This window comes from Tannerella forsythia 92A2 (genome assembly GCF_000238215.1).
Classification (GTDB): Bacteria; Bacteroidota; Bacteroidia; order Bacteroidales; family Tannerellaceae; genus Tannerella; species Tannerella forsythia.
Window position 1 is genome coordinate 42,411 of sequence record NC_016610.1, and the last position, 14,354, is coordinate 56,764.

Annotated in this window: 8 protein-coding genes; 4 read left to right on the top strand and 4 right to left on the bottom strand. The window is 47.1% G+C overall.

Annotated features, from left to right (window positions below; genetic code table 11):
- Nucleotides 1-9: 9 nt before the first annotated feature.
- From BFO_RS00160 to BFO_RS00175, 4 genes are all read right to left on the bottom strand, one after another.
- Nucleotides 10-825, bottom strand: a complete 816-nt coding sequence (locus tag BFO_RS00160; protein ID WP_208854692.1) for a hypothetical protein — start codon at nucleotides 823-825, stop codon at nucleotides 10-12.
- 66 nt (nucleotides 826-891) lie between these two features.
- Nucleotides 892-2,757, bottom strand: coding sequence for a SusD/RagB family nutrient-binding outer membrane lipoprotein (locus BFO_RS00165; RefSeq protein ID WP_244262929.1), 1,866 nt, complete (start codon nucleotides 2,755-2,757; stop codon nucleotides 892-894).
- 34 nt (nucleotides 2,758-2,791) lie between these two features.
- Nucleotides 2,792-5,890 carry a SusC/RagA family TonB-linked outer membrane protein gene (locus BFO_RS00170; protein ID WP_014223521.1) on the bottom strand — a complete coding sequence of 1,033 codons (3,099 nt, stop codon included), beginning with the start codon at nucleotides 5,888-5,890 and terminating at the stop codon, nucleotides 2,792-2,794.
- A gap of 336 nt (nucleotides 5,891-6,226) precedes the next feature.
- A complete protein-coding gene (locus BFO_RS00175) occupies nucleotides 6,227-7,081 on the bottom strand; it encodes a hypothetical protein (protein ID WP_041590480.1) in 855 nt (284 codons plus the stop codon).
- A 466-nt stretch (nucleotides 7,082-7,547) separates the two neighbouring features.
- On the opposite strand from BFO_RS00175, the gene BFO_RS00180 reads away from it, so the two are divergent.
- The 4 genes from BFO_RS00180 to BFO_RS00195 are packed head-to-tail and all read left to right on the top strand — an operon-like array spanning nucleotide 7,548 to nucleotide 14,354.
- Nucleotides 7,548-10,607 (top strand): golvesin C-terminal-like domain-containing protein, encoded by a 3,060-nt coding sequence (locus BFO_RS00180; RefSeq protein WP_046472605.1) that lies wholly within the window; start codon nucleotides 7,548-7,550, stop codon nucleotides 10,605-10,607.
- Between the two features lie 23 nt (nucleotides 10,608-10,630).
- The gene (locus BFO_RS00185; RefSeq protein ID WP_014223524.1) at nucleotides 10,631-12,097 is read left to right on the top strand and encodes a glycosyltransferase family 2 protein; all 1,467 of its coding nucleotides are present in this window, start codon (nucleotides 10,631-10,633) and stop codon (nucleotides 12,095-12,097) included.
- Nucleotides 12,097-13,029, top strand: a complete 933-nt coding sequence (locus tag BFO_RS00190) for a DUF4922 domain-containing protein (protein WP_041590981.1) — start codon at nucleotides 12,097-12,099, stop codon at nucleotides 13,027-13,029. The genes BFO_RS00185 and BFO_RS00190 overlap by 1 nt, the downstream gene beginning before the upstream one ends.
- 8 nt (nucleotides 13,030-13,037) lie before the next feature.
- The gene (locus BFO_RS00195) at nucleotides 13,038-14,354 is read left to right on the top strand and encodes a SpoIID/LytB domain-containing protein (protein WP_014223526.1); all 1,317 of its coding nucleotides are present in this window, start codon (nucleotides 13,038-13,040) and stop codon (nucleotides 14,352-14,354) included.

Consider the following 14,354-nt stretch of genomic DNA (forward strand, 5'->3'; position numbering starts at 1 on the left):
TTTACAATTTTACAATGCATGAAACTGTCTGACGGCAGACACGGGTTTTGCCGCACGCATGCCGGACAATACATGATGATATCGTCTACCTATATAGCCATCCTTATGATCTGAATAGCCGATAAACTTTCCATTTGTATTCATTACCTGCAATTCATCACCAAGGTCACCAGAAGCATCTATCACTTTGATTCGGTAGTCTACTCGACATTTTCCCGATGAGTTAAAGACTTCTTTTTTCAGCTTTACCACTTGCCATCCGGTCGTTTCACCGAAAGCAACCGGTTTTCCGACATCAGCCCACTGACTTTTTTCCTTGGTCTTATAATCTAATGTGTATTGATACTGATACTGCAACTTCAGATCGGTCGGAACGCCTTCTTTTTCATACAGGAAATTATAGAACTTGACCCAGCAAACGGAATCCGTATTTTCCGATATATTCGTTACATACGGATGACCGTTATCAAACACCACAGGAGGTTTGTTAAAATCATACACAAAGATATTCTGCTTGCCTTTTTTCAGGGAACAGGCCTGATCATATACCAGGTCTAACTTCTTATCTTTATATAGTTTGATCTGATTTTCTCCGACCTTCGCTGTATAGAATCGACCCACAGAGCCATTAGGTACGGCATTGTATGTTGTCAGAAGAGCTGCATTATTGTTTACGTAAACGTCATGATTGATCTCAATCTTATAGATATAGTTGCTCGCTTTTGCATCGACAGGAACAAAATAGTGCAACTGAAATTCCGCCACGTCCGAGAGGTCGGTCGTATCATATTCCACTACATGCTTTTCGCATGCTACGAATCCCATTAAAAGAACCGTATAAAAAATATATTTAAAGACTTTCATAGCGAATAGTTATTATAAATGAATAAATTATTTGACTGCTGCAGGAACTTCACCCGGATAAGCAAACCAGGGTATCGAACATTGATAATTGTCGGCTGTTCCCGATACGGGTTTTAACGCCTCCAATGATGCCTTGTTCCACATATATTCCGAATTATAACGCGGACGGATTCTGTAACACGGAGAGCCCTCGTTCTTCACATTGTATGAACTTTTTCGTCCTTGCACCTGAGCCGGAGCCAAATAGAACCCTTTATATACTTTACTTGGATTCGTATCCCATTTCTGTGTAACGGTACTCACATCCCAACCGTTCCCTTTCGAAGGATATTCGCCAGTATACTCAATATCATAATGATATTTTCGCATGTCTACCCATGCTTCGTGAGCTCCCCACGGATAAAGAGCCACCCATTTCTGCATCATAATGTGAGAAAGAGAAAAATCGGTCATTGGAAGTTTCTCGACGAAAGGACCGGTCTGGTATTTAATCGCCAAATCGTTGAAAACTTTCTTGGTTATTTTGTCTCCTCCTTCGGCTTTGCCCACCGTGCCGGGCATAAGGTATCGGACTGTAAAATCGAGGTCTGCTTTTACTCCTTCTTTAAACGCTTCAAAAGCTTCATTCTTCTTGCCCATTTTCCAATAGGTTTCAGCCAGACAGAACTTAATTTCAGCGCATGTGGTTAAGATATAAGGTGCTTCGTCATGATAGAGCCAACGTCCTTTCCCGTCATGAATACTTCCCTGATATTCAGAAGCAATTCTCCGGCCGTAAAAAGACGGTGCAGTACCGATCGAACCACTTGCTCCGGTAAAAGACCCGCCGTAATACTTATACCTTTTTACACTGTCCGCATTATCGATGTTTTTATATTCCGGATCGCTCGTCGTCGCTAACTTGGCTGCCACCCTCGGATCGTAGTGTCCGGTTTCCGTTACCAGTGTGTCGCAAATGATTTGCTTATCGGCAAGCTCATACGGATAATAATCATTTCCTTCCGTTCGCACTTTTTCACCGGTACCTTCATCGTATTTAGGCACAGTCCCCGTAAATACCTGCACGGCATATTCATGCTGGAAATAGTTATATGTAAGATTTTTTTGTGCCGTCCCCCAGAAGTTGTTATAATCTTCGTAAGGAGCACTTTGAGAGCCTCCAGCAATCTTTACAACCGCATCATCGTCAGGAGATTCGAACGATTTGCCGGCACATTGAATCAGCTCGGGAGCATAATCCGAAACAAAGTTTGTCTTATTCGATAAAGAAGCTAAATTGCGCACAAGGACCGCATAAGCAAACTTGATCCACTTTGCCTTATTTCCCTGATAAATAAAGTCATTCGCGCTAATCTTCGTACCATAATCTTTATTATCTTCTTTTTCAAGCAGTTCAATGGCTTTGTAAGCCCATTCACGCACTTGTTTATAAACGTCTTTCTGGTAATCGTAATCGTGCGATAGCAACCCATCAACAAATGCCTGTTTCATGGGTAGTTCTGCATGCTCTTTAGCAAGCATATCCCACGAGTAAGCTTTGATCGCATAGCCGATACCGGCAAGCGTCCAATCTTCGGCAGCCAACGACTGGTTAATCATGTTTTCCAGATTCATGCCCTGATTCCAGTAGGTCATACGCCAGATTTCACCGCAAGCATCATTTCCCTGCGCATAATAATGATTCGCAAAATTTGTATAGTAAAGAGCTGTGGTTCCCATCATTTGGGTCATTGGTCCAAGACCTCTTATCTCATAATATACTCCCAAATAAGACTGTTGTATTCCGGCCAGATACAAATATCCTTCGACATGGTCGGGAGCATCCACATTTCTGTTCACATCCAGATAATCTTCACAACCGGTCAGGAAGATAAACAAGGATGCTATTATCATCGTTATTTTTTTCATCTCAGTAAGTGTTAAGTTTTTAGTTAAACGTTAAGTTGAAACCGATCGACATACCGCGCGGATTTGGAATGGACCACACATCGTATCCTTCGCCACCGGTACCACCGGCTGCTGCCGATACCGTATTCCCCACAGCATCGATACCTGAATAGTTCGTCCATGTAAACAAATCGTTTCCGGTAAGATGGATGCTTGCATCCGAAATTACTTTCGTTTTTCTCAGCCATTGGGATGGAATACGATACATCAGACGCAATTCGCTCAAACGAAGATAGTGTACATTCTTTTCAAGCCAGTCTTCATCACCTCCATTATAAACGGAAGAACCAAAGGTCGAATAATCGACGGCAATCGTATTCTTTGTGGGGTTATCCGAGTTTTCTTTTCCGTCTTTCAGTACTCCGTTGAAGATAACCGGCCCCCGTTCACGCAAATCGACCGATTCCCAACTTGTTCCGTTCTGCATCATCGAGCGTTTCGTTCCGTTTACCACCGTTGCTTTGTAACGGCCCGAGAACATGGCTGACAAGCGGAAGCCTTTATAGCTTAAACTCGATGTAATCCCGAAACGCAGTTTAGGTTCTCTGTCGCCCAAAACGCTCCATTTGCTATCGACCATAGGAAGCCCTGTGGTAGGATCAATCAGCACTTGGCCGGCCTTGTTGCGTTGATACGCTTTTCCTGTAAGGGTCGTAATCGGATGTCCCATCATAATCCCGTTACGAATATTTCCGGAACTCCATGTCATCCAGTTATAATACTCGCTTACATTTTCAGGTAAAGAAACGACTTTCGAACTCGCATGCGACAGATTGACTCCCATATTCCAACGTAAGTTATCTGCTCCGCGGATAATATCCACATCCACATGGCTATCCCATCCCCATGTATCGAACGTTCCTACGTTCATGTTATTCAAAACGAATCCGGTCGCATAACTGAGACGGAACCCTTTCACGATCTGATCGGAACAATGTGTTGCAAAATAAGTAAAATCTGCCACGATACGATCGTCCCAGAAACGCCCTTCAAAACCGATCTCTCTGGAAGTTGTCATCTCCGGCTTCAGTTTTTTATTGGGGCCGGTGAATCCATATTTAAATCCACCGCCGGTCAACTTCGTAGCTTCCAATTGAGGATCGATTTCCAACGGTCCGGCATCTTTTCCCACACGGGCAACAGAACCTCTTATCTTAAGATAATTGATCATCCTGTTATCTTTAAGGAAAGGGAGTTCCGTCAGGATAAAGGCCCCTTCTACCGCCGGATAGAAATAGGAATTATTGGCTTTCGGCAATGTGGACGACCAGTCATTTCTTGCCCGGAACGTTAGGAAAGCCATATTGTCATAACCGAACTCTGCTTGTGTCGAGAGTGCCTGAATACGGCGTTTGGTCGTACGTTTTGTTGACGATACGGTTGCAGGCTCACAATTATTAATTGACTGAAAATCGGGAATAATAAATTTCGATCCGTTCGTACTTAATCGGGTAATCCCATTCTGGAGTTGATGATATCCAAACTGCACAGAGAAGGTAAACTTATCATCCAAATATTTGTCATTATATCCGGCAAGTAAATTTAACGTCGGATCGGAAAAGTTCGATTTCGTCAAGACATAAGTTCCATCACCATTGTTCGTTTTGTAGTAATACGGATGTTTGGAAGTCTCAAATGTTTGCATACCGACATCCCACCCTACTTGTGCCCTGAAGAACGCATTCTTGATGGGAGTAATCGTTACGGAAGCATTCGAAATAAAACGATCGGATTCGTCGTAGAATTTATTCTTATACAGTCCGAAAAGAGGATTAAGCAAATCGGTATCGGTATAATAACGTGGATATCTCATGTGTGCACCATCAGCGGCCAAATATTCCGACATATTGTCGACCAGCGGCCACTTCATCGCTAAGAACAAAGGCCCGTCTACGCCACGCGGAACTTTTGTGTTTTGCGTGGAGGAATACTGCATACTGCCTTCAAATTTCAGCCATGAGGTAATTTCAGCTTTCCCTGATAAACTCAGATTAAAGCGAGAATAGTCGGTCGTTTTAATTACTCCGGTCTGATTCAGGTACGATGCCCCTGCTCTCAACGTAGCTTTGTCGCTTCCGGCTTCGACCGAAATATTATGTTTGTTACTGAATCCTGTCTGCAATACGGAGTTGAAATTATCATACAACGGCATCCCTTCGGGATAAAGCCCCCCGAAATGTTTTGTGTAAAAGTAGTTGGTCGTACCATAAGATCCGTTGGCATACTTTGTCTGGATATCCGGATAACCGTATGCCTTGTCCCAACGGAAGGTATTGCTGTAGGCAACACGTCCTTTTCCTTTTCTTCCCTTTTTCGTTGTGATAATAATGGCCCCGTTCGAGGCATCCGATCCATAAAGAGCCGCGGCCGCCGCCCCTTTCAATACGGTCATGGATTCGATATCTTCAGGATTGAAGTCATTGCCTCGCGAAGCAAAATCCAGATTTCTCGGAGAGAAGCCGCCTCCCACGCTTGTGGGATCGAAGGTGCTGTTGTTCATCGGAATACCATCTACCACATATAGTGGTTGGTTATTTCCGGAAATAGACGTTAAGCTGCGCAATACAACGGTATTGGAAGCGCCCGGTGCTCCCCCGGAAGAGCTGACGGTCATACCGGCCACACGTCCCTGCAACGCTGAAATAAAATTGTCGCGTCCCGATTCGATAATATCGGAGGCTTTTACATTTTGCACCGACGAACCTACGGCTCGAGCCACACGCTTCATCCCGAACTCAGCCGTAATTTCCACTTCGCCAAGCGCAGTCGCGTCTTCCTTCAAAACGATTGCCAGATTCGGCTTAGCTTCAACTTCCTGTGTCTTCATCCCCATATAGGAGATGATTAAATAGTTTTTTCCGCTTGAAGAGGAAACCGACAAACTGAAATTTCCATCCAAGTCCGTAACTGTTCCCTGGTCTGTTCCTTTAACGAGGATCGAAGCGCCGATGACCGGTTCGCCCTTCTCGTCTGTTACATTACCCGTTATACGGGTTTGTGCCATTGCAACTCCCACACTCAATAAAAGTACGGAGAGTAATAGTTTCATTTTTCTTCCCATGGTACACTTTCTTATCATGATACAATTTGTTTTTCAAGTTTATGTCCTGTAAAAAAGTCTTTATTTGTTTTTTGTCTTTAATTTTTAAGAATGTTCCTTTTTTTAAGATCGAGATGTTCGGAATAACCGACGTTCTACACATCAATATATCGAACATCTCTAAATAATGTTTTTGTTATTTCTATTCCTGCTTCATATTCATATTTTGCATTTTTGTACAAGCAAAGATATATTATAATTTTCACATTAAGAACTTTTATTCTGTTTTTTTATATATTAGGTTTAAATTTTAACAATTATATCTTTACAAACCAACGACAAAAGGCGGAAAAAAGAGATAAAAAAATCAGAAAATCAGCTTTCCGGATCATCCGGAGGGAAGGCATGGTATTTGATCAGTCCGCCCATAGGGGTTTCTTCTACCACGCTTAGCTCTACTCCGAACTCTTTTCCAACCTGATGCAGTAAATCCGCATAATTATATGCTACCGATCCGACAAAGCGAATAGGATAATTCAAATAGTCATATTGCATCACATTGCGCAGAAAAAAGCTCCGGAGATTGGAGAGCAGCAATCCTTTTACATAATCAAGACGAAGATAATCAGCCAAAAAACAAGACTGCTCCGCTAAAAAACGATTGGGAAACGGACGATTATAAACAACATCCATTACATCGTGAGGGGTCAAGTCATACTTTTCAAAGAAGTCATCGATCAGCACTTGCGGAGCCAATTTCTTCAAAACATCCGAGAGAAATTGCTTTCCTAAGGCTGCGCCACTGCCTTCATCGCCTAAGATATATCCCCCCGCGCGTACATTCTTAACTATGACATGACCGTCATAAAAACACGAGTTTGAACCCGTTCCGAGGATACATGCAATCCCCGAATCGTGCTGAAACAGCCCCCGGGCGGCTGCCAACAGGTCGCTTTCCACATAAGCCGGCGTTTTAAACTGGGCTACCAAAGAAGCTTCTACTACACTCTTCTTTTCGGCCGAAGTACATCCCGCCCCATAAAAAAAGACCTGCTCCAGTTTGCGCTTAAAAAAAGAGTCGGGCAACCCAAGCCTGATACTCCGACTGATTTCTCTTCTTGTTTGAAAAAAAGGATTAAGTCCCTCCGTAAACACACGCTGTATCAGATGCTCTCCTTCTACCAAAGACCATTCTGTTTTCGTTGATCCGCTTTCTGCTATTAATTTCATCCCGATTAAAGATACTGTTTCAAACACAAAGATAATAGTTTTTTTTACAATCATCTACAAGCCACTCTTTTCTCATGTATGTTAACCGCAGCCTGTTCATTGTTTTTTATCGGCACCGATGATTCACTCGGTTAATCACACATAGATTATCTTTATTTTCAAGTTGATATAAAGACCTTTTTTCACAAGTCTACAAATAATTTTCGTGCAAAAAAACGCCTGAAAAGTCGCGTTAGTCACAGCCTAACCACGAGCTCGATTTGCAAATTAATAAGTATAATTCAAAAATTATCGGAATCTTTGTTTCCGATATTAAAACAATGGCGTATCTTTGTCCGTAGTATAACAAAAGAAACATATCCACTGTGCAAGGAGAGGCTTATACATTATTATTGTATATCAAAAGGGATAATTGCTTTTTTTCCGAACAGCGGGTATGCCAAAAAGCAAATTTGATTATAGACAGATGAAGTATAAAAAAACAGCCGGAAGATTCGGGCATAAGAGAATGTGTTTATGGTGGGTGCTCTGTTGTAGTCTTTTTTCACAGGCTATACAAGCGCAAACCTTTCCGAAGAACGTACAGGAACAAACAGGTAGCTATTTAACCGCTTTTTCCAAAAAAGAAGTTTCGATCGGAAAAATTGCGATCGACTCGGTCGATATCCGAAAGAATCGGATTGTCTTTTTTGCCAATACAAATTGCTCTTATCTCCCTTTCCGGGAAGATAATGTGGCTGAAATATACCGTAACATCAAAAGCCTCCTGCCAGAGGAATATAAAAGACATACTGTTCAGGTAAGAACGGAACATCACGCTATCGAAGAGCTTATACCTCTTGCGTTCAGAACAAAGAAAGACAACAAACAAAAGACATTCCGGCAGGTAGTCAACAAACCACTGGTAACCAGACTCTCCGTTCCTTACTCACCGAAATACGGATTGCAAAACAGGCACATAGCTCTTTGGCAAAGTCATGGGTTCTACTACGAGTCGAAGCTCAACCGCTGGGAATGGCAACGTGCACGGACCTTCCAGACCGTAGAAGATTTGTATACGCAGAGTTTTGTGTTGCCTTATCTGATTCCGATGCTCGAAAATGCCGGTGCGAATGTGCTGATCCCGCGCGAGCGTGACATACAGACAACAGAAATTATCATCGATAACGACGGATGCCGGAACAACTCGCACTACATCGAACACACGGCAACGAACGGCTGGCGCACGGGAGAAGGTTCCGGATTCGCTCACCTGCGCAAGCACTATGTCGATTTTGAAAATCCGTTTCAGGAAGGGACCTGCCGAGTGACGAAAAGTATCCGGAAAGGAGCTGAAAGCCGCGCCGAATGGATTCCCGACATCCCCGAAAAGGGCAGGTATGCCGTTTACGTCTCTTACCGGACTTTCGCAAACAGCACGACGGACGCACGCTATACCGTATATCACGGAGGAGAATGCTCCGAGTTCTCCGTTAACCAGCAAATGGGCGGAGGAACATGGATTTATCTCGGACATTTCGACTTCGACAAGGGTAAAAACGATGCCAATAAGGTGGTGTTAAGCAACCGCTCATCCGAGTCCGGCAAACTTATCTCGGCCGATGCCGTTAAGATAGGAGGAGGATACGGAAATATTGCGCGGGGAACTTCGCAGGATGCGACGGTAACAGCCAACGTCAAAAGTTCGGATACCCCGGGTACGGCCGAGATGCTCCCGGCCATCGACAGTCCCAACGAAGTCAGCGGTTATCCGCGTTTCACCGAAGCGGCACGTTACTGGATGCAATGGGCCGGTATCCCCGATACGATCTATTCCGACAGTCAGGGAAAGAACGACTATACAGACGATTATCGCTCACGCGGCAAATGGGTTAATTACTTGTGTGGCGGATCATCTCTCAACCCGAAAGAAAAAGGGCTGAATATTCCCATCGATCTGGCTTTTGCCTTCCATTCCGATGCCGGAACAACACCCGATGACTCGATTGTCGGTACACTCGGCATTTTCTTCACCGACGTATACGACGGACAATATGCCAATGGCACGTCACGCTATGCTGCGCGTGAGCTGACCGACCTGATCCAGAGTCAGATCGTGAACGACATCCGGTCGCTGTACGAACCGCGATGGAGCCGGCGCGGCATGTGGGACAAGCCATATTCCGAAGCACGCACGCCTCACGTACCGACCATGCTGCTGGAACTGCTCTCGCATCAGAATTTTGCCGATATGCGCTACGGGATCGATCCCCGTTTCCGGTTTACTGTCAGTCGTGCTATCTACAAAGGCATGCTCCGGTTTATATGCTCGCAATACGCGCAAAAATACGCGGTACAACCCCTGCCGGTTGATCATCTGCGCTTGCAATTTGTCGGTCCGAATGAAGTCGAGCTCTCTTGGCAGGCCGTGTCCGACCCGTTGGAGTCCACAGCCGAAGCTCAACAGTACATTGTTTATACACGCATCGGCGATGGAGCTTTCGATAACGGCACGCTCGTCAAACGGAACTCCTTCCGGAACATACAGTCGCCCGGCATCATCTACAGCTACAAGGTCACAGCCTTAAACGAGGGAGGTGAAAGTTTCCCGTCCGAGATTCTTTCGGCGGCACGCGCTGTAAACGAAAAAGGAACCGTTTTGATCGTCAACGGATTCGACCGGATTTCGGCACCGGCTGATTTTACGGGCGACAGCATTGCCGGATTTACGGACTGGATCGATCACGGCGTGCCGTATCTTCATGACATCAGCTATGTAGGTCCGATGAAAGAATTTCGGCGCTCGACTCCATGGGTAGACGACGACGCTGCCGGGTTCGGCGACAGCCACTCGAACTGCGACACGTTAGTGGTTGCCGGAAACACGTTCGACTACCCGTCGATACATGGATATTCCATTCTCAAAGCCGGTTATTCGTTTGTTTCCTGCAGCAACGAGGCCATCGAATCGAAACAACTCTCTCTGAGCGATTATCCCATCGTCGACCTGATTCTGGGTAAACAGCGACAGACGAAAATGGGATGTGGAGGCGTTGTTCCCTTACAGTTCAAGACTTTCAGCACAGGGTTGCAGGAAGCCATAACGGCTTATTGTCAGTCGGGCGGTCATATCTTTGTATCGGGAGCCTACGTCGGTTCCGACTTATGGGATCATCCGGCAGCGACACCGGCCGATCGTGAGTTCGCAACGAACACGCTCCGTTTTCAGTGGCGCACCGGTCAGGCGGCCATCACGGGCGAAGTCAAAAGCGCTCCGTCGCCTTTTCCCGTCTTTTCAGGCCGATATGACTATCACCATCTGTTGAACAAAACGGCGTATGTGGTCGAGTCGCCGGACGGTATCGAACCGGCCGGAGAAGGCGGACACACGATCTTACGATATGCCGAGAACAATATCAGCGCCGGAGTAGCTTATCAGGGCAAATACAAAACATGTATCCTCGGCTTCCCCTTTGAGTCGGTTCGCACCGGCGAGGCGAGAGACCGGCTGATGCAATCGATACTTACATTTTTTAATCAGAAATAAGCACGAATAAAAAGCAAAACGATATGAGAGCAAAGATAACCTGCTTCATCCCGATGGAAGATGAAGCACAGGTACGAGAAACAATTGCAGCACTGAAAAGCAGCCCATTGACAGGACCCATATATCTGCTTACCGCAGCGCCGCAGGCTTCGATAGACGGATGTGAAACGATAACGGCCGCATCGCTTTTCGGTAGCGAAACGATTCGGATGATCGCTGAAAAAGCCGAAACGGATTACACGCTTTTCTATACGAAATATTCAACTCCGGCATTAGGCTATTTCGCTCTGGAGCGCATGGTGCAAATCCTCGAAGATGCACAGGCCGGAATGGTGTATGCCGACCGCTATCAGACGGAAGGAGCGACCCGAAAGCAGGCACCGGTTATCGATTATCAGATGGGAAGTCTGCGCGACGATTTCGATTTCGGGTCCGTATTACTGTTCCGTTCGGATGCCTTCCGCGAAACTGCCGCACGCATGACGTCGTCTTACCGGTTTGCCGGGCTGTATGACCTGCGGCTAAAGTTATCTCAAAAGAATCTGCCGGTACACATCAATGAATACCTGTATACCGAAGTCCTGTCTGACACGCGAAAGAGCGGCGAAAAAATATTCGATTACGTAGACCCGAAGAACCGTAACGTACAGATCGAGATGGAGCAAGCCTGCACGGAGCATCTGAAAGAGATCGGCGGCTATCTGAAGCCTTCGTTCGGGTCAATCGCTTTCGATGCCGGACATTTTGAGTACGAGGCTTCGGTGATCATCCCGGTGCGCAACCGTGTGCGCACCGTCGAAGACGCGATTCGCTCCGTATTAAATCAGCAAACATCCTTCAAATACAACCTGATTATCATCGATAATCATTCGACCGACGGCACGACCGAAGCCATCCGCAAGTACACCTCCGATGAGCGCGTGATCCATCTGATCCCGGAACGCACCGACCTCGGGATCGGCGGGTGCTGGAACACCGGCGTACATCACGAGGCCTGCGGTAAATTTGCCGTACAGCTCGACAGCGACGATGTGTACAAAGACGAACATACGCTGCAAAAAACGGTCGATGCCTTCTACGAGCAACAATGTGCGATGGTTGTAGGCACATACATGATGACGGACTTCAATATGCAGATGATCCCGCCCGGCATCATCGATCACAAAGAATGGACACCCGACAATGGCCGAAACAATGCGCTTCGGATTAACGGACTGGGTGCTCCGCGGGCATTCTATACGCCACTGCTTCGCGAGATTAAAGTGCCCAATACGAGCTACGGCGAGGATTATGCGCTCGGGCTGGCTTTCTCGCGCCGTTATCAGATTGGCCGTATCTACGATGTAGTATATCTTTGCCGCCGCTGGGAAGATAATTCCGATGCTGCACTCGATATAGTGAAGATGAATCATCATAATTTATACAAAGACAGGATACGCACGTGGGAATTGCAGGCGCGTATCGCCATGAATAAAAAACGGAAGCCATGATGCAGGAGACCGTAAACAAGCTGTTTGACGAGCAGTTGGCCGAGTGGCCTCTGGCCGGCAGCAATTATCGCGCCCTCGATCAGGTACGGACAAAATTGTTTGAAGACGGCAATGCCTTGTATAAGGTGCAGTTCAATCCCGCACGCATCGCCTCTTCGTCGGCCAAGGTCGATACGCAATCTATCCGTGCCCGTGCCTGCTTCCTCTGTCCGCATCATCTGCCGGCCGAACAGCGGGGGATCGCCTTCAAAACGCGTTACCGGATATTGGTCAACCCATTCCCGATTTTTCCGCGTCATCTGACGATTCCCGACATGCAGCATGTCGACCAGCGCATCGAAGGACGCATCGACGACATGCTCGATCTGGCACAGGAACTCGACCGTTATGTGGTGTTTTACAACGGTCCCCAATGCGGAGCATCGGCGCCTGACCACTTTCATTTTCAGGCAGGAAACAAAGGACTTTTGCCGGTAGAAGAAAACCCGCGACGCGGAATATCCGGCGAGGTTCTCCGATATAACCATGCCATTCTGTGGTATGCAGACCGGACACCGGCACCGGGATTACTCATCGAAGCGACTGAGAAAGCGGATGCCATCCATCTGTTTGAGACCATTTACCGTGTAATGACGCCGGACGAAACTTCCGGCGAACCGATGATGAACTTGCTGGCATGGTACGAACAGGGTAAATGGTTCATGTCTGTCTTCCCGAGGGCAGCCCACCGGCCGGCCTGTTATTACGCCGAAGGAGAGGGAAACCTCCTGCTCAGTCCGGGATCGGTAGATATGGGCGGAGTGTTGATTACGGTGCGGGAAAAAGATTACGATAAGATTACCTTGCCAACCATCCGTCAGGTGATGGAAGAAGTCAGCATCCGACCGGAAGATTTCCGTCGGCTGCGGCAACAGATTAAAGAAAACATATAAAAAAAGCTATGACAGAACCGAAAGTAAAAGTCGGCATCCTTTTCGAGCCGGAGATTGAATTTGTCTTACTTGCCCCGTATCGCATCGATGGGTGCGAAATAAGCGGCGCGCAGACGGTGACCTGTAGAAACGGGCAAATCGTCTGGCAAGATCGTATGTACGATGAGCTGCGCTTTGAGCCGGCAGACGCGTTGTCGGGAAGTTTCGAGATCCGGAATGTAACGATCGGGATTAATTTTCATTGGGAGCGTAAGGAACATCAACGTTTTCAGGGGGCGTTCCATCTGATTGTCGAGAACGACAAACTGACCGGTATCAATGTGATCGGAGTGGAAGATTATCTGATCAGCGTCATCTCGTCCGAGATGAGTGCTACGGCTTCGCTTGAGCTGCTCAAAGCGCACGCCGTGATTTCACGAAGCTGGCTGCTGGCGCAGATGGAGAAAAACAAAACGCTTGCCGACGGACAGGATACGTACACGACATGCACACAGACGGATGAGGAGTTAATCAAATGGTACGACCGGGAGGATCATCTTCATTTCGATGTCTGTGCCGACGACCACTGCCAGCGTTATCAGGGAATCACCCGCGCTTCGACAGAGACGGTACGGGAAGCCGTAGCCGCTACCCGTGGCGAGTTGCTGATGTACGACGGAAAGATTTGCGACGCCCGTTTTTCCAAATGTTGCGGAGGCGTCTTCGAAGAATTCCGAAGCTGCTGGGAAGAAGTCGAGCATCCTTATCTGGCAAAACAGCGCGACAGCGAGACCGCGACGGAGTTGCCCGATCTGACCGTAGAAGCCGAGGCCGACCGGTGGATACGTACATCGCCCGAAGCTTTCTGCAATACCGCCGACGCGAAGATTCTCTCGCAGGTACTCAACCATTACGATCAGGAAACAACGCAGTTTTATCGTTGGACGGTGACGTACGGACAAGACGAACTGGCCGCACTGATCCGGGATCGATCCGGGATCGACTTCGGCCGGATTATCGATCTGATACCTGTCGAACGCGGCACATCCGGACGGCTGATCAAGCTGAAAATTGTGGGTAGCAAACGCACGTTGACAATCGGAAAAGAGCTGGAGATACGGCGCACGCTATCGACATCGCACCTGTACAGCTCCGCCTTCGTGATCGATAAAGCCGACATCTCGGACGGAATCCCGGGGCGTTTCACCCTGACCGGCGCAGGCTGGGGACATGGGGTCGGGCTCTGCCAGATCGGCGCAGCCGTCATGGGCGAGCGGCAATACCCTTACGATGAAATTCTGTTACATTACTATATCGAAGCATCCATCGAAAAAGCATACCATTAA